Below are 16,117 nucleotides of genomic sequence, written 5' to 3'. Positions count from 1 at the left end.
TAGGGTACACCGGTTGAAAAAAAAGTGCAATATATAGATGACGAAACAAAATCAGGGCCTGTGTCAGCTACCGCTGATTCATATCGCGCCATTCAGCTTTGGAAATTATCACCTGCTCGTTGCTTAACCCATATTTAACATTTTGTCTAGTATTTTGAGGGAAATTTGGGTTTTTCAAAAAATAAACTAAATGATTTCAGCAACTTAGTTTTTTACTCTTGATTGTAGTGCCATAAAAAGTATTTTGTTGTTGACATGAAGTCTGGCTTGTGCCACCCTGTCTCCATGTATATTCGACAAACAAAAACCAGAAGCTCAAAAAATGGCGAAGACTACTACACCTTTCGCCTGGTCGCCTCGGAGCGGGTCGGTACGAAGGTCAAGCAACGCACTTTGCTGAACCTGGGGAGGAACTTTTCCCTGCCGAAGGAACATTGGCCTCAGCTGTGTGCGCGGATTGATCAGATCCTCTCCGGACAAGAAGCATTTTTGCCTGAATCCGCCGAGGTTGAGGTTGAGGCCCAGCGTTATGCCGCACGTCTTGTGGTTCTCAGTGCACCGGCCGCTCCGGTTCAAGAGAGTTCCGAAGTGGAGTATCAGGAAGTCGATATCGACTCTCTGGAACTGGTCCGTCCTCGCTCGGTCGGAGTGGAGCACGTCGGATTGAGCGCTCTTTCCTGGCTGGAGATGCCGCAGATCCTTGAATCTGTCGGGTTCAATGGTGTCCAGAGGGCTGCGGCGCTGGGAAGCATCATCGGCCGGATGGCCGCCCCCGGAAGTGAACTGGCCACCTATCGCTGGCTGACGGAGCGCAGCGCTCTGGGCGAGCTTCTGGATACCGATTTTGAAGCCATGCCGCTGATGCGTTTGTATCGGGTGTCCGATTTGCTGGTGCGGCATCGGCAGGCCATTGAGGAAGCTCTGTTTCCGCGAATCCAAAGTCTCTTCACGATTCCTGAAACGGTGACCCTTTACGATCTGACCAACACCTATTTTGAAGGGGAGATGGCCGGCAATGCCAAGGCGCGCCGTGGTCGCTCCAAGGAGAAGCGAAGCGACTGCCCGCTGGTGACTCTGGGATTGGTGCTGGACGGCAGCGGGTTCGTGCGGCGCTCACAGATGTTCGAGGGCAATGTTTCTGAGGGGAAAACCCTCGAAGGGATGCTGCGGGGGCTCGATACCCCGCCGGGGGCACTGGTCGTGATGGACGCCGGGATCGCTACCGAGGCCAATATCGCCTGGCTGGTGGAACATCATTACCGCTACCTGGTGGTCAGTCGCGAGCGCAGGCGTCAGTTTGACGAGAGTCAGGCGGTAGCAACGACCACGGCATCCGAGCAGACCATCCGGATTCAGCGGGTTCTCAGCGAGGGCGGCAAGGAAGTGCGTCTGTACTGCCACTCCCCAGAGCGCCAGGAGAAAGAGACGGCGATGGCCGAACAGTTCACCCGGCGCTTTGAAGAAGGGCTCACCAAACTGGCCGAAGGGCTCCAGAAACCCCGCAACGAGAAGCGGCCGGAGAAGTTGCTGCAAAGGATTGGGCGCCTCAAGGCGAAGAGTCACGGGATCGGGCAGCATTACACAGTCGAGCTGATCCTGGATGAAAGTGGCACCAACGCCGTCGCCCTTAGCTGGGAAAAGCAGCCGGTGGACGGGACACTCCTGACCCACCCGGGTGTCTATTGCCTGCGCACCAACGAGCTGAACTGGGATGAGGCCACCTTATGGCGGACCTACACCATGCTGACCGATCTGGAAGCGGTCTTTCGCAGCCTGAAATCAGAATTGGGGTTACGACCGGTCTATCACCACAAGGAAGAACGGGCCGAAGGGCATCTGTTTATCACCGTTTTGGCCTACCAAGCGGTTCAGGCGCTGCGGCAAAAGCTGAAAACCGGGGACATCGTGGATAGCTGGAGCACATTACGGGAGACCTTTTCGGTGCAGCAACGGGTTACCGCGACATTCAAGCAACGGGATGGCCGAACTCTCCATGTCCGCAAGGCCACGGTCGCTGAACCGAAACTGAAGAGACTCTATGACGTCTTGGGCCTGTCTGCCGCGCCGGGAGGAATCCAAAAACTGATTAACTGATGCTTAAAAACGCGAATGTAGTGCCAGACGGATTTTTTTAAATGGTAATATCCCGTTTTTACAGGAGAAATAATTCAGGGTGTTAAATGTGGGTTAAGTCGTGGCAAGATGACGGTGCTGATCTCCCACCGCTTCTCCACTGTGCGCATGGCCGATCAGATTGTTGTCATCGCTAAGGGGCGGATCGTCGAGCGGTGGAGTCATGCCGAGCTGATGTCTCTTGGCGGGCAGTACGCCTACCTCTTCACCTTGCAGGCAGAGAGGTATCGTTGAGCATCATCCGTACCTGACGCTATTTTTTTCGCCCATCGACAACGGCCATATACTCTCGGAAACTCTTGAACCCAAGCATGCGGGCCATCGGGATCTGAACCACGAAGGGCAACACCAGAAAGTAGCTGGCCAGCGTCACCCCCAGCCGAACCGGCCCCTCGGGCATGGTCATGACCGTAGCGATGACCGCCTGAAAGATCCATGACAAATTCAGCAGCGTCGCCTTGCCGGATTCCGTGGGATAGACCGGCGAGCGCCGCCCGGCGGGGAGGCGTTTGTTCATGTAGCAGAACGATTGGATGATTCCGGCACATAAAAAGAGGATGATCGCCATCGTCGTCTTGCTGAGAAATAATTCCATTGCAAATTCTCCGTCGGGGTTCCATGGAAAACCACTCATCAGCAGACTAGCGCACTATCGCCGCCGATACCAGTTGAATCATGGCCGGTCGTTATCGGCACCGGCAGAGGGGCAGCGCGAAAAGGTTCCTTTTTGCCGAAAAATCGACTAAGCTCTTCGATGGGCTCATGCTACTGATACTGATTCGATTGGAGTTTGCTTGTGACGAATAACGATATTCTGCGCCGTCTCCGCTATGCTTTTGATTTGAGTGACGCGGGGATGATCGCCACCTTTGCTCTGGCTGCTCATGAGGTCACCCGCGAACAGATCAGTGCCTGGCTCAAAAAAGACGAGGACCCGGCGTTTCAGGACTGCCGTGACGTGCAGCTGGCAACCTTTTTGAACGGTTTTATTATCGATCGGCGCGGCAAAAAAGAGGGTGTGCAGCCGATGCCGGAACAGCGGCTGACCAACAACCTTGTTTTTCGGAAACTGAAAATTGCCCTGGAGTTGAAAGATGATGATATTCTGGAGCTCATGGCACTGGCCGGGATGCGCATCGGCAAGCACGAACTCAGCGCTTTCTTTCGCAACACAGAGCACAAACATTACCGCGAATGTCAGGATCAGGTGCTGCGCAAGTTCCTGAAAGGCATTCAGCTGAAATATCGCGATAATCTTTGCGACAAGAGTTAACCTTACAACGTTGGAGATGCCCATGGAAACACCGCTCAACTATACCGCAACCCGCGCCATTGCCGTTCCGGCCGATTTTTTCCGTCAGGTCTACACCTGGATGGGGTGCGGCTTGCTGCTGACTGCATTGGCGGCGTATGTGACGCTCAGCAGCACCACCCTGCTGGAACTGATTTTTGGCAACAAAATGGTTTTTTACGGGTTGATTCTTGGTGAGCTCGGACTGGTGATCTGGCTGAGTGCGGCGATCACCAAGCTCAGTGCCAAAACCGCCACGCTGATGTTTCTGGCCTACTCGGCCCTCAACGGCGTGACGTTTGCGTCGATTTTTCTCGTCTATACCAAAAGCTCAATTGTTTCGACCTTCATGATCACCGCCGGAACGTTCGGCGCCATGAGCGCATACGGCTACCTGACCAAAAAAGATCTCAGTTCGTGGGGGAGCTTTCTGTTCATGGGGTTGATCGGCGTGGTGATTGCCTCGGTGGTCAACATCTTTATGCAGAGTTCGATGGTCTACTGGGTGTCAACTTTTTGCGGGGTCATCGTTTTTGTCGGCCTCACCGCCTACGATACCCACAAAATCAAGCAGCTGGCCGCGCAAGGTTTCAGCAGCGCAGAGGACTATCACAAGGGTGCGATCATGGGGGCGCTGCGGCTCTATCTCGACTTTATCAATTTGTTTCTGATGTTGCTGCGGATCTTCGGCAATCGCCGCTGACTAGCAGCCTGTAACCCATAGGATTTCGAGGGATTGCGCAGGGCTTTGACGTGTCAGCAAGGCGCGATTTCTGTTGCCTAGCGTAGCTAAACAGCTGAAATCGGAACGTAGCTGACGCGGTAAAGAACAAGCAAGATGCGAAAGATTATGGGTTACAGGGTACTCGGTGCAAAGCTCACCTAAAAAGGCCGTCTGTGGTAAAACAGACGGCCTTTTTTATCGATCTGCTGGTGCCCGGTCAGACCCGGCGAAGCAAGGTGCTTGCCCAGGAAAGGCCAACGCCGAAGCCGCTGACAGCGATGGTCTTTACGGTCGGATCGTCGATTTCATCAATGAGCAGGATGGGAATTGTCGAGGAACAACTGTTACCAAAATCACCGGCAGAAAAGGGGACCCGTCCCGGTTCCAGGCCGAGTTTCGCGGTAATCGTCTCGACGATGATCAGGCTCCCCTGGTGGAGCAGAAAGCGGTCGATCTTCTCCAGGGCAATATTGTTTTTCTCTGCCATCAGACGCAGATCGCCGGGGATCTGTTTGGCCGCAAAGTTAAAGACCGCTCTGCCGTTCATCGACAGCACACCGTCGCGACAGATGAGTTTATCGTACTCGGCCCCCATGCTGCCAAAGGTAAAGGCGCCGGGAACAAGGACGGGATGATCGGAGATAAGGGTCGCGGCGGCGGCGTCACCGAACAGCAAGGTGGTGTTCTTGTCGTCCGGGTTTACAACCTTGGAGTAAGGATCAGCCGTGACCAGGATTCCGCGTTTCAGGCCGTTGCTCTCCATGAATGATTTCACTACCGACAGTCCGTAGACGAAACCGGAACAACCCAGGGAGATATCGAAACAGGCGCACTGTGTATCGAGGCCCAACCGTCCGTGAAGAATGGCCGAAGTGTGGGGGATCGGGTAGTCGGGGGTCTGGGTGACGACGACCAGCAATTCGACCGTAGCGAGATCGAGGCCGCTGCGTTTTACAAGGGATTCCACCGCCCGTTGTCCGAGATCGGAAGTTTCTTCCTGGGCGCTCTTGCGCGAGACGGAACGCACCCCGATCTTTTTTTCGATGAAGTGTGAATCGATGCCGAACTGTTCCTGACGATCATAATTGGAGATGCGCTGAGACGGGATATAGGTGCCGATTTGTTCTATACCGAGCATGATCTTTTTCCTTTTTTGCGCAGGATGTCCCCTGCGGGAAAGGGCAAGTAAATGGCCGCGGACTGTTGACGTTGATTGCTTCTGGCAGAAAAACTAATGAGAAATTATAGCAGATCAAAACAATCGGTGCCACATCAATCTTATCGCGATCCCTGTTCGAGTCACAAAAGGGCAGGTTGCTGATTAGTAGCAACCTGCCCTTTTAGCGATTAATGCGGAATCTTGCCGGGTCGTGAGTTCTAGCCGACGCGCGCTGGCGACGTTGTACGACTTGGCGGGCGGCGGCGTTGAGCTTGTTTGGCTCCCTCGCTGCCGCTGACTTTGGTCGCCGGTTTGCGACTTGTCGGCTGCTGCCGTGGGCGCCGTGGCGGTTGCTCCTGCTTGAGGGGCGCAGCGACACTGTAGTTGAAGTTATCCACCTTGCGGCGCTCGATAGTCCCCCCGAGGGTCTTTTCGATGGCGCGGATCATCGCCGTGTCTTCACCGGTGACCATGGTAAAGGCATCGCCGGTGCGTGTCGCACGACCGGTCCGACCGATGCGATGGATATAGGCTTCCGGGGTATTGGGGATATCAAAATTAACCACATGTGAAATTTGCGAAACGTCAATGCCGCGGGCGGCGATATCGGTGGCAACGAGTACCTGATATTTGCCGCTGCGAAACCCGTCAAGGGCCTCCTGACGGCGTGACTGGGACAGGTTTCCCTGCAACGAGGCGGCCTGGTAGCCGCTGCCGGTGAGTTTTTCACCGAGCCGTTTGGCGCGATGTTTGGTGCGGGTAAAGACCAGTACCGAGTCGGTGTCGGTGTGGCGGAGCAGTTCCAGCAGCAGATCAGCCTTCAGGTGCTGCGGGACCGGATAGAGGGCGTGACTGACCGTGTCGGCCGGAGCGGCGGTGGCGACCTGGACGGTTTCCGGGTTATTCAACACCTCGTGTGCCAGCTTGCGGATTTCATTCGGCATGGTGGCCGAAAAGAGCAGCGTCTGGCGACGCTTTGGCAAGTGGGAAAGAATCTTGCGGATGTCAGGGAAAAACCCCATGTCAAACATTTGATCGGCTTCGTCGAGGACCAGAACGTCAATCCGCGCGAGGTCGATGGTTTTTTGCTGAATATGGTCAAGGAGTCGACCGGGGCAGGCAACGACGATTTCCGCCCCCTGCTTCAGTTTTTTGGCCTGTGGCCCAAAACCGACCCCTCCGTAGATGGTGATACTGCGCAGCCCGGTCGCGGCACCAAACTGCTCAAATGACGTATGGATCTGTTCTGCCAGCTCGCGGGTCGGTGCGATCACCAAAGCGCGGACGGATTTGCGCCCGCCATCCATCAACCGATGGAGGATCGGCAGGGCGAAGGCTGCGGTTTTTCCGGTGCCGGTTTGCGCCAGGCCCATCACATCAAGACCTTGCATGACTTTGGGGATAGCTTGCGCCTGAATCGGAGTGGGCGTGACATAGCCGGCGGTGGTAATACCGCTTGTGACTTTGGGGTGGAAATTAAACTGGTTAAATTGCATGGTGTTCCTTTGCTGTGAGCTGCTTGAACATGTTAAATGCTGACAGCTCATTAATAAAAAGGCCCCGGCGGGTATACCGGGGCCTGCGATGATTTGGTTGTTTCATCTAAAAACTGCGGTCATACTTCGCCACGGTAGCAGTGGTGCAGGCCTTATGTCAAGGTAAATAGTTGAAAACGGGCAATTTTGCCCTTGCCGGAGCGGTGTCAGTCGGTCGATTTAGTTGCCCAATAGTCCCGTTCAAAAATCCAGTCATCGCGCATCATTTCAACCAGTGTCATCATGCGTGCCTTGATGTTGTCGCGAAAAATTTGCTGATTGGGGAAGGTCTGTTTCTCCTCAATGCAGCGACATAGTTCGCGTCCCAGCTGTGCGGCGTGTGCGAAGAGTGCTTCTTCTTCGGGAAAAGTGCGCGCACCGCTGGTATGCGAGCCAACGCCACCGACTGATGACGCACCGAGCAGCTGGGTGAAACGTTCCATGTAGTTCAGCACAAACTTGTCCTCACCCCCCCCCGAGGTTTCAACGACAGCGGCATATTTTCCTTCGAGGGTCTGGCAATGAATCAGGCCGTTGCAGCGATCGAAAAATGCTTTCATCTGGGCGGAGACGCTGACAATATAATTGGGACTGGCCAGAATGAAGCCGTCACCGGCGAGCAGTTTTTCCTTAATTGCTTCGTAGTCGTCCTTGATATTACAGACCCCGGTGCGATGACAGAGATCGCAGGCGACACAGGGCTTGACGTTGAGTGTTGCCAGGGAAAGAGTTTCCGTGTCGGCCCCGGCCTCCCCGGCCCCGGCAAGGACTCCTTCGAGCAGCCGCCCGGTATTTCCCTGCATGCCGCGCGGGCTGCCAATAACAGCAATGATTTTCATTAATGGTTTCCTCCATGCGTCAGAAGATCGGTCAAGGATGGCCGTCAGGGCAGCTTGTGCCCACTGGCCAATCGATGCGGTGGCCGGAATTTGAGGGCCGCATGCTCCTGAATCGGTTGATGTGATGCGACGTGGCTTAAAATATAATGTATCAAATATTTCACATTTGTGATCGACAAAATTTCTGCGCAGGAATCAACGCCCCGCAAAAACAATGCCGGAGTCTGGGACAGCTCCTTGCTGGGTCGTGCTCCCGCCTTGAGCGCTTTGCATGAAACTCCATACGATTAGTAGCCCGTTCTTTTGACATAAAGTGTGTGTTTTTTGGTCAGATTCGGTTACACTTCGTGACCGAGGCAAAGGCGCGTGTTTGACGCAATCACATAATTCGACAGGGATAATAAATTCATCATGAGTAGCGAATTTTTTTTGATCGGGGTTGGTATTTTGGTCATCGTTGCCATTTTCGATATCGTCGTCGGCGTCAGCAACGATGCGGTCAACTTTCTCAATTCGTCAATCGGTTCGCGGGTTGCCCCGCAAAAAGTTATTTTATTGATTGCCAGCCTCGGCATCATGGCCGGGGTGACCTTCTCCAGCGGGATGATGGAGGTTGCCCGCAAGGGAATTTTTCACCCGCAATTTTTCACCATGCCAGAACTGCTGACGATCTTTCTGGCGGTGATGATCACCGATATCATTCTGCTTGATCTGTTTAATACCTACGGGTTACCGACCTCGACCACCGTTTCAATTGTGTTCGAACTGCTTGGCGCGGCGGTGGTGGTCTCCCTGCTCAAAATCGTGCAGTCTGGTGACGACCTGAGCTCCATCGTCCAGTACATTAACTCAGCCAAGGCGATTACCATCATCATGGGGATTCTGCTCTCGGTGGCGATTTCTTTTGTCTGCGGGGCGGTGGTGCAGTTTTTGACACGGTTGCTTTTTACCTTTAACTACCAGCGGCGGATCAAGCGCTACGGGGCGTTGTGGGGGGGGATGGCGCTGGCGTCGATCACCTACTTTATCCTCGTCAAAGGGGCGAAAGGGGCCTCGTTCATCTCGAAGGAGAATGTCGTCTGGATCAATGACAACTCTGCCCTGCTGCTGGCCATGATCTTCGTGGTTTCCGCGCTCCTGTTGCAGGTTCTGCAACTGCTGAAATTCGATATTCTCAAGCCGGTTGTACTGATCGGCACCTTTGCCCTGGCGATGGCCTTTGCCGCTAACGATCTGGTCAACTTCATCGGTGTGCCGCTGGCCGGGGTTCATGCTTACTCCGCTGCGATGGCGAGTGGCGATCCGCTCACGGTCACCATGGGTTCCCTCGGTGCAAAAGTCAAAACCGAAACGCTTTATCTGCTCTTCGCCGGGCTTCTCATGGTTGTCACCTTGTGGTTTTCCAGAAAGGCGCGCACCGTTACCGAAACCGAGATCAGCCTCAGCCAGCAGGAAGAGGGGCATGAGCGTTTTGAGTCGATCTTCCTGTCGCGGGCGATTGTCCGGCTGGTGCTGCACCTCTTTGAATCGGTCAAGCTGGTGGTTCCCGCCGGTCTGCGCAGGGTGATCAGCCGCCGCCTCGACCCGAGCGTGGTGCGCCCGACATTCAAGGACGGCAACCGGCCTTCGTTCGATCTGTTGCGTGCTTCGGTCAACCTGATGGTCGCGAGCGCGGTGGTTTCCTACGCAACGGCGAACAAGCTCCCCCTCTCCACCACCTACGTCACCTTCATGGTCGCCATGGGATCGTCTTTCGCCGATCAGGCATGGGGGCGCGAGAGTGCGGTCTACCGCGTCACCGGCGTCCTCACGGTTATCGGTGGCTGGTTTATGACCGCAGTTATCGCTTTCTCCTGCGCCGGGCTCTTCGCTGCGGTGATCTTTTACGGGCAGGGGGTCGGGGTCCTGGTGCTGGTTGTCGTGGCCGCCGCGTTGATCTGGAATGCGCGACTCAAGCATGCGCAGATGACCGCCGAGGCGAAACAACACGAAGTCTTTAACCTCAAGTCGGTCAAGGACGCACGCGAAAGTGTCGCGACGACCTTCGAACATATGAGTGTGCTCCTCGGCTATATCCGCACCTCGCTCGACAACACCCTCGACGCGCTCTTCCGTCAGGAGTTCGATCGCCTCGGCGTGGAACGCAAGAAGCTGATGCAGACCCAGAAGTGGTCGAACGTGATCAGCGCCAACGTTTTCAAGACGATGCGCCTGCTGGCACGGCAGGGACACGCGGTGTCACATCAGTATCCGCAAACGATTCGGCGGCTGCAAAAATTGTCGGACGGGCATCGCGATATCGTGCTGCGCGCTTACCGGCATGTGGGGAACCACCACAAAGGGTTGCTCGATGTACAAATTGCCGAACTCGAACAGGTGCGGACACTGCTGCATGATATTTTACTGGAAGTCGAAACCACCTTCACCCGGCACCGGATTGCCGATCATCCCGGCTTGACGGCGAAAGATCGCCAGTTGCGGGACCTGGCGGCACGGCTGAATGAAGTGCAAATGGCGCGGATCAGTGACAATACATCGAAGACGCGCCTCAGCATTCTTTACTATGCGATCATTGGCAATGCGATGATGCTGTCGAAACAGAACCTGGAACTGCTGGAGATTTTTGAAAACTCATTTGGAGAGATTGATCCCGACGCGCACAACTGACGCGCTGTTGATCTTCGGAATTCGCTGTTTGATGGAGGTGGCAAGGCCGGTGGTCGCGGCGGTGGTCGGAAAAACCTATGCAGGATGAGCCGGGCGGGCTCACGGCTTCTTTCACCGATCAAAGAGGAGCACGACGAAGCACTGCACACCGCTTGCCCGAGAAGAAAGCCCCAAATAAACGCGTCAGGCGACCTTCTCCAGACGACGGGTGTAACGAGGCCGTTCGCGGATCAACTCTTCAACTTCCTTGACGGCGGGAATTCGTCCGGCAATGCGCACATTATCATCAATCATCAGGGCGGGAGAGACATAGATTCGATTATCAATCATCTTGCGCCGGTCACGATAATAATGGACTTCGGCCTCTACATTCAAACGATCAAGCGCCTCACGCACATTATCGAGAACCAGCTCACAGCGTCCGTCACTTTCTGGTTTGCACAGGATATCGATACGCATAAATCACCTCCTGGCTAATTGTGACATCTCTGGTCACATTATAACCGGGAAATCTGCATATTCAAGGGAGCGCCCGGGAAGGGTTTCCCTTGCTCAATTGATGCGGATCGTTTTGTCGAGGAAGTTTTTGCTCTTTGTCCAGCGTCACCCCAATTCGCGTGATCGTTCTGCCGCACGCCGAACCGCAGCAACGAGCAGATCACCAAAGCCCCCCGCATCAAGCTTTTCGATTGCGGCCAGCGTTGTGCCTCCGGGAGAACAGACCTTGCGCCGCAGCTCAGCCGGTTCTTCGCCGCTTTCTGCAACCAGTCGCGCTGCCCCTTCGACAGTGCGGATCGCCAGTGCCAGCGCGGTTTCCCGATCCAGTCCTTCGGCAACACCGCCAGCAACCAACGCCTCAATAACGGTAAATACATAGGCGGGACCGGACCCGGAGACCGCAGTAACGGCATCCATCTGCATCTCTTTAACCGTGACCACTGAACCGACAGCGGCAAAGATCTTGCGCGCTGTTTCCAGTTCAGCCCCCCCGGCATACTGCCCGGAACAGAGTGCCGCTGCACCACAACCGATCAACGCCGGAGTATTCGGCATCACCCGCACCACTTTTGCGGCCACGTTGAGCAGTGCTTCCAGTTTCGCCGTTGACGTCCCGGCAAGGATCGAAATCAAAAGTTTATCCGCCGTGAATTGATCGGCAAAGGCCCCTACAACCTCGGCGGCCATTTGCGGTTTGATCGCCAGGACGATAATATCGCTGTCAGCAACCACCTGATCGTTATCCGCCGTCACGGCAACGCCGTATGTTGCCGACAAATAGTCGCGCCGTGCATCAAGCGGCTCCGCGACCAGCACCGCCTGTGGCGATACATTGGCAACGAGAATCCCCTTGAGAATTGCCTCAGCCATGTTTCCGCCACCGATAAAACCGATCTTCTCTTTATTTTTCATGGAGTTTGTCCTTTTCAGGTGATATTATCCGACCAGTAAAGCGAAAAGGGTGGCACTTGTCAAGCGATGACGCACTCAATATAAACCTTAATTCCGGGGCCGTTACAATGGATATGTGGTACACCGAAAAACATTCGGAAAATGTTGGCATCACCATGCGGGTGAGTGAAACCCTTTTTTCCGGCAAGAGCGAGTTCCAGCAACTGGACATTGTCAACACCCTTGAATATGGCAAGATGATGCTTCTTGACGGGCTGGTGATGGTCACCGAACGTGATGAGTTCATTTATCACGACATGCTCGTCCACCCGGCGCTCTTTACCCACCCCAGTCCGCAGCAGGTGCTGGTGATCGGTGGCGGCGACGGTGGCAGTATCCGCGAAATTGTCAGGCATCCCGAAGTGGAACTGGCGACACTCTGCGAAATCGACGGACTGGTGGTCGACAAATCGGTCGAGCTGCTCCCTTCCATGGCAAGCGCTATCGACGGCCAACACCCCAAAGTCAAGTTGCATATCGCTGATGGCCTCGACTACATCCGCAAGCACCAGAATGCATTCGACGTCATTCTGGTCGATTCAACCGACCCGATCGGCCCGGCGGTCGGTCTCTTTGAAAAGGATTTTTATCGCCTCGTCCACGACGCGCTGAAAGCCGACGGGATCATGGTCGCCCAAAGCGAATCCCCCTTCTATCACGCCGAGATTCAGAAAAACATGTATCGCAACCTGCGCGCTGTCTTTCCGCTCGTCGCGATGTATCAGGCGTTCATTCCGACCTACCCGAGCGGGCTATGGTCGTTCGCCTTCGCCAGCAAGCGCTATCATCCGCTCCGGGATTTCAATCGTGATCGCGCTGCGCGCCGAAATTTTCACACTAAATACTACAATGAAGATCTGCATTCAGGGGCTTTCATGCTGCCGACCTTCGCCAAAGAAAATATTGCAGAATAGACCGATGACTCCTGAAACAACCACGCACTGGACGATCAAGGATGCCGCTGCTCTCTATGGCATTGATGCCTGGGGAAAAGGGAATTTCGGCCTCAACGCAGCCGGTGAGGTGACGGTCAAAGCGCCGTTCGTAAGCGGTGAAATTGCCGTACCGTTAACCGAAATTGTCGCGGGTGCGGCGGCACGCGGACACAACATGCCCCTGTTGCTGCGCATCGAAAACCTGCTCGATGACCGCATTCGCCTGATTAACGAAACCTTCCGCGCCGCGATTGCCGACGTCGGCTACCGCGGCGAATATCAGGGGGTATTTCCGATCAAGGTCAACCAGCAGTGTCAGGTCATCAAGGAGATCTGTCGTTTCGGCGCACGCTATAATCTCGGATTGGAGGCGGGGAGCAAGGCGGAGTTGCTGATTGCGCTGGCATCACTGCCGGAGCACGGGCTGCTGATCCTCAACGGCTACAAGGACCGGGAATTTGTCGATCTCGGCCTGTGGGCCAATAAACTCAGTTATCGCTGTTTCTTCGTCATTGAGTCCCCCGCTGAACTGCCACTGATTATCGAACGCTCCCGTGCGCTGGGGATCGCGCCGCTTTTCGGTGTGCGGGTCAAGGTCTCCGCCAAGGTCGGCGGGCTGTGGACGGAAACCAGCGGCGACCGCAGCAGTTTCGGGTTGAGTCCCACACAATTGATCGGCGTCGTCGAACAACTCAAGAACGAGGGGCTGCTCGATTGTCTGCAACTGCTGCACTGCCACCTCGGCTCGCAAATTCCGGCCCTGGCCGACATTCGCACCGGCGTTCGCGAGGCAAGCCGTTTTTATGCTGATCTGGTCCGTGAAGGAGCGCCGCTGAGCTGCCTTGATCTCGGCGGCGGGCTGGCTATCGACTATACCGGCACCCTTGAGAATCAGGTTCATTCCCGCGATTACCAACTCGCCGATTACTGTCACACCATCGTTGCCACGATTGCTGCAACCCTTGAGCCGCTGGGCATCGATCATCCGCTCATCCTGACAGAATCAGGACGGGCAATGATCGCCCACAGCTCGCTGTTGCTCTTTAATATCCTCGACACCATGCACTTTGAAGCGGAACCTTTTCCGAAAACCCTGCCGCCGGACGCCCACCCGGCGACCGGTCAACTTTTTACTCTTTTTAAACAGCTGGCCGACACAGACGACTTTATCGCAACCTATCAGGGCGCGCTCGCCGGACGCGACACGCTGCGGGAACTGTTTCGCGGTGGAGAGATCAACTTGCGTGAACGGTCCCTGGCAGAAAACATTTTTCTGGCCATTGCCCAGCACATCGCCTCCCGCCTTGTTGCCTTGACCACGATCCCGGCTGAACTGGCCGGATTGAAAGCGAATCTCGCCGACATCTATTATGGCAACTTCAGCGTCTTTCAATCGCTCCCCGATACCTGGGCCATCGGCCAGCTTTTTCCGGTCATGCCGATCAATCGTCACCTCGAAGCGCCGACCCGCGAGGCGATCATCTCTGATCTGACCTGCGACTGCGACGGCAAACTCGACACCTTCATTGTCGCCGGAAAAGAACAGTCAACCCTGCCGTTGCATCCGCTGCGTGACGAGGAAGACTATCTGCTCGGTGTTTTTCTGATGGGAGCTTATCAGGAAACCCTCGGTGATCTGCACAATCTTTTCGGTGACACCCATGTCGTCAGCATACGCATCAATGAGGGGGGCGGGTTTGACGTCCTCAATGAGCTCAATGGTGATACCATCGCCGAGGTTCTCAGTTTTGTTGAGTATCATCCGCAGACACTGTTTGAGGCATTTCGGTCACGCGTTGAGGGGGTGGTTCGCGCCGGGCGGATGAGTGTCGCGGAACGACAGCAGCTGGTTGAGGAGTATGCTGCGAGCCTGAATGGTTACACTTATTTTGAGCAGTAGCTCGACAAATCTCAAGCTGCCGATTTCGTATCGGCAACCATTCCTTTCAGTGGCGCTTGCCAGTAAGGCAAGCGCCACTGAGTTTTAACGGGGGATAAACTGGTCGCCGCTTACGCTGCGGCCAGCCACGCGTCAATGCGCTGTCGCACTGCTGCCCAGCTGGTGCCCAGGCGCAGATCAAGGAAGATGCGATACAGACTGTCGAAGAGTTGTAACCCCTCTTCCATGACGTGCATCCGCTCATAAAAGAGTGCGTTGCGTTCACTGTCGGGATCGGTCAGGTTGTCGCGTTCGAGGCGCACTGATGGCGCTTTGAACGAGGCAAACTGGAAGAGAGTCCCTTTCAGGGTCAGCTTCCACTGATGCTCCCCCTTTTCGAAGTAGAGCAGGGCCTCGGCCATTTGTTTTCCTGACTGGAGTGCCACGCACACTTCACGGAAGCTGTCCTGCGGCCCGGCCACCGTCACCTTCTGTGCCCCTGCTTCCCCACCACCAACCAGTTGCAGGCGGTCATTCAGGTAGGCAACAAACCCCTCCCCGACAGTTGCCGGACCGGGACGACAGATCGCGTAGCTGGATGATTCGTTCATCGTCTGATACATCAGCCAGAGCAGAAAATCGGCGCCGAGCCAGTGATACTCGCGAATCAGGTCAAGTTCCGTCGTCGCCCCGGAACCATTGGCCGCACGCAACGCGTGCTGTAACGGCGCATCAAGCAGACTTTCGGCCCGCGCATAAGGATGAATGGCCACCAGCCGCAACCCGTCGAAGGTTTTTTTGAACAGTTCGACAAAGGTATCAACCATCTTTCCACCGAGGTTGGCAAACGTCACCACGCCGTTACGCGTATCCCACAGTACATCGTAACAGGCCGGAGCGGGTAACGTTCTGGCCAGCAGTTTACCAAAAACCGCCTCGCGCAAATCAGCCTTTTTTTGTTTTGGGACACGCTGCAAACCGGGGTGTGCAGTGAGGAATTCGCGCTGCGCCTGCTCGAAATGTGCACGGAGCAGCGCTGCCGGAACCCGGCGCTGATCGCGCCGCAGGGTAAAGGTCAGGTAATGGTCCCGCTGAAAAGTGTCGCGCACCTCAAACGTGCTGTCACGTGTATCATCAAGCTGCACCCAGCCCATGGAAAGCTCATCGGCACAGTCATCGATCGAACGAAATCCCTGCGCCGTGAGCCGGGCTCCGGCCCAGGTGAAAAAGTCATCAGTCGGCGGGGTGCCAACGATGTGAAACTGACAGAGACTTGTGGTGTTGCTGAGCAGACCCATAGCTATTCCTCCGGGTTAAGTTTGATGGCGTCGCAAAAAGTCCGCCCTACTGCGTTACGCTGGTTTTTCAGGACCTCGACCTACCTGATGTAGGCCTTCGCCCCTGCAAAACCACCAAGCCTTGGAGGACGAAATTTTTGCTTAGCGACCTCATTTTTTTTGCGAGTGCATCAAGTTTTGCGGTAGTGGAAAAAATAATGTATTGGTT

General features: G+C 55.3%; 14 protein-coding genes. 7 read left to right on the top strand and 7 right to left on the bottom strand.

Annotation, left to right across the window (positions count from 1 at the left end; genetic code table 11):
- The first annotated feature begins 255 nt into the window (after window positions 1–255).
- Window positions 256–2,094 carry an IS1634 family transposase gene (locus K0A93_11760; GenBank protein MBW6512766.1) on the top strand — a complete coding sequence of 613 codons (1,839 nt, stop codon included), beginning with the start codon at window positions 256–258 and terminating at the stop codon, window positions 2,092–2,094.
- A gap of 108 nt (window positions 2,095–2,202) precedes the next feature.
- Window positions 2,203–2,367: a hypothetical protein gene (locus K0A93_11755; GenBank protein ID MBW6512765.1), complete on the top strand. Its 165-nt coding sequence runs from the start codon at window positions 2,203–2,205 to the stop codon at window positions 2,365–2,367.
- A gap of 19 nt (window positions 2,368–2,386) precedes the next feature.
- Here K0A93_11755 and K0A93_11750 read toward each other — a convergent pair whose 3' ends face one another.
- Window positions 2,387–2,728: a hypothetical protein gene (locus K0A93_11750; GenBank protein MBW6512764.1), complete on the bottom strand. Its 342-nt coding sequence runs from the start codon at window positions 2,726–2,728 to the stop codon at window positions 2,387–2,389.
- 201 nt (window positions 2,729–2,929) lie between these two features.
- On the opposite strand from K0A93_11750, the gene K0A93_11745 reads away from it, so the two are divergent.
- Window positions 2,930–3,406, top strand: coding sequence for a DUF1456 family protein (locus K0A93_11745; GenBank protein ID MBW6512763.1), 477 nt, complete (start codon window positions 2,930–2,932; stop codon window positions 3,404–3,406).
- Between the two features lie 22 nt (window positions 3,407–3,428).
- The gene (locus K0A93_11740; protein MBW6512762.1) at window positions 3,429–4,127 is read left to right on the top strand and encodes a Bax inhibitor-1/YccA family protein; all 699 of its coding nucleotides are present in this window, start codon (window positions 3,429–3,431) and stop codon (window positions 4,125–4,127) included.
- A gap of 238 nt (window positions 4,128–4,365) precedes the next feature.
- On the opposite strand, the gene K0A93_11735 is transcribed toward K0A93_11740, so the two are convergent.
- The 3 genes from K0A93_11735 to K0A93_11725 form a co-directional block, all read right to left on the bottom strand.
- The gene (locus K0A93_11735) at window positions 4,366–5,286 is read right to left on the bottom strand and encodes a ketoacyl-ACP synthase III (protein MBW6512761.1); all 921 of its coding nucleotides are present in this window, start codon (window positions 5,284–5,286) and stop codon (window positions 4,366–4,368) included.
- A gap of 239 nt (window positions 5,287–5,525) precedes the next feature.
- Window positions 5,526–6,803 carry a DEAD/DEAH box helicase gene (locus tag K0A93_11730; GenBank protein MBW6512760.1) on the bottom strand — a complete coding sequence of 426 codons (1,278 nt, stop codon included), beginning with the start codon at window positions 6,801–6,803 and terminating at the stop codon, window positions 5,526–5,528.
- 206 nt (window positions 6,804–7,009) lie between these two features.
- Entirely contained in the window at window positions 7,010–7,681 is a 672-nt protein-coding gene (locus tag K0A93_11725; protein MBW6512759.1) for a flavodoxin family protein, read from the bottom strand.
- Window positions 7,682–8,092: 411 nt separating this feature from the next.
- Between K0A93_11725 and K0A93_11720 the strand changes: the two genes are divergently transcribed.
- The gene (locus K0A93_11720; GenBank protein MBW6512758.1) at window positions 8,093–10,348 is read left to right on the top strand and encodes an inorganic phosphate transporter; all 2,256 of its coding nucleotides are present in this window, start codon (window positions 8,093–8,095) and stop codon (window positions 10,346–10,348) included.
- A gap of 183 nt (window positions 10,349–10,531) precedes the next feature.
- Here the strand turns inward: K0A93_11720 and K0A93_11715 are convergent, their stop codons facing one another.
- Window positions 10,532–10,807 (bottom strand): thioredoxin family protein, encoded by a 276-nt coding sequence (locus K0A93_11715; GenBank protein ID MBW6512757.1) that lies wholly within the window; start codon window positions 10,805–10,807, stop codon window positions 10,532–10,534.
- A gap of 144 nt (window positions 10,808–10,951) precedes the next feature.
- Window positions 10,952–11,758, bottom strand: a complete 807-nt coding sequence (gene proC / locus K0A93_11710) for a pyrroline-5-carboxylate reductase (GenBank protein ID MBW6512756.1) — start codon at window positions 11,756–11,758, stop codon at window positions 10,952–10,954.
- A gap of 107 nt (window positions 11,759–11,865) precedes the next feature.
- On the opposite strand from proC, the gene speE reads away from it, so the two are divergent.
- The gene (gene speE, locus K0A93_11705) at window positions 11,866–12,711 is read left to right on the top strand and encodes a polyamine aminopropyltransferase (GenBank protein ID MBW6512755.1); all 846 of its coding nucleotides are present in this window, start codon (window positions 11,866–11,868) and stop codon (window positions 12,709–12,711) included.
- A gap of 4 nt (window positions 12,712–12,715) precedes the next feature.
- Complete coding sequence (gene speA, locus K0A93_11700; protein MBW6512754.1) at window positions 12,716–14,632, top strand: biosynthetic arginine decarboxylase; 1,917 nt, start codon at window positions 12,716–12,718, stop codon at window positions 14,630–14,632.
- A 110-nt stretch (window positions 14,633–14,742) separates the two neighbouring features.
- Here the strand turns inward: speA and rdgC are convergent, their stop codons facing one another.
- Window positions 14,743–15,909, bottom strand: a complete 1,167-nt coding sequence (rdgC, locus tag K0A93_11695) for a recombination-associated protein RdgC (protein MBW6512753.1) — start codon at window positions 15,907–15,909, stop codon at window positions 14,743–14,745.
- Window positions 15,910–16,117 lie beyond the last annotated feature (208 nt).

The sequence above is a fragment of the Desulfuromonadaceae bacterium genome, from assembly GCA_019429445.1.
Taxonomy (GTDB): domain Bacteria; phylum Desulfobacterota; class Desulfuromonadia; order Desulfuromonadales; family JAHYIW01; genus JAHYIW01.
Note: the sequence above shows the minus strand (reverse complement) of the source record. Positions and strands in the feature narration are given on the sequence as shown.

Excerpts from the sequence above, each read along its gene's own strand:
- speA (MBW6512754.1), top strand. The coding sequence starts at position 12,716 with ATGACTCCTGAAACAACCACGCACTGGACGATCAAGGATGCCGCTGCT.
- K0A93_11750 (MBW6512764.1), bottom strand. The coding sequence starts at position 2,728 with ATGGAATTATTTCTCAGCAAGACGACGATGGCGATCATCCTCTTTTTA.
- K0A93_11755 (MBW6512765.1), top strand. The coding sequence starts at position 2,203 with ATGACGGTGCTGATCTCCCACCGCTTCTCCACTGTGCGCATGGCCGAT.
- speE (MBW6512755.1), top strand. The coding sequence starts at position 11,866 with ATGGATATGTGGTACACCGAAAAACATTCGGAAAATGTTGGCATCACC.
- K0A93_11720 (MBW6512758.1), top strand. The coding sequence starts at position 8,093 with ATGAGTAGCGAATTTTTTTTGATCGGGGTTGGTATTTTGGTCATCGTT.
- proC (MBW6512756.1), bottom strand. The coding sequence starts at position 11,758 with ATGAAAAATAAAGAGAAGATCGGTTTTATCGGTGGCGGAAACATGGCT.
- K0A93_11725 (MBW6512759.1), bottom strand. The coding sequence starts at position 7,681 with ATGAAAATCATTGCTGTTATTGGCAGCCCGCGCGGCATGCAGGGAAAT.
- K0A93_11730 (MBW6512760.1), bottom strand. The coding sequence starts at position 6,803 with ATGCAATTTAACCAGTTTAATTTCCACCCCAAAGTCACAAGCGGTATT.
- K0A93_11715 (MBW6512757.1), bottom strand. The coding sequence starts at position 10,807 with ATGCGTATCGATATCCTGTGCAAACCAGAAAGTGACGGACGCTGTGAG.
- K0A93_11735 (MBW6512761.1), bottom strand. The coding sequence starts at position 5,286 with ATGCTCGGTATAGAACAAATCGGCACCTATATCCCGTCTCAGCGCATC.
- K0A93_11760 (MBW6512766.1), top strand. The coding sequence starts at position 256 with ATGAAGTCTGGCTTGTGCCACCCTGTCTCCATGTATATTCGACAAACA.
- K0A93_11740 (MBW6512762.1), top strand. The coding sequence starts at position 3,429 with ATGGAAACACCGCTCAACTATACCGCAACCCGCGCCATTGCCGTTCCG.
- rdgC (MBW6512753.1), bottom strand. The coding sequence starts at position 15,909 with ATGGGTCTGCTCAGCAACACCACAAGTCTCTGTCAGTTTCACATCGTT.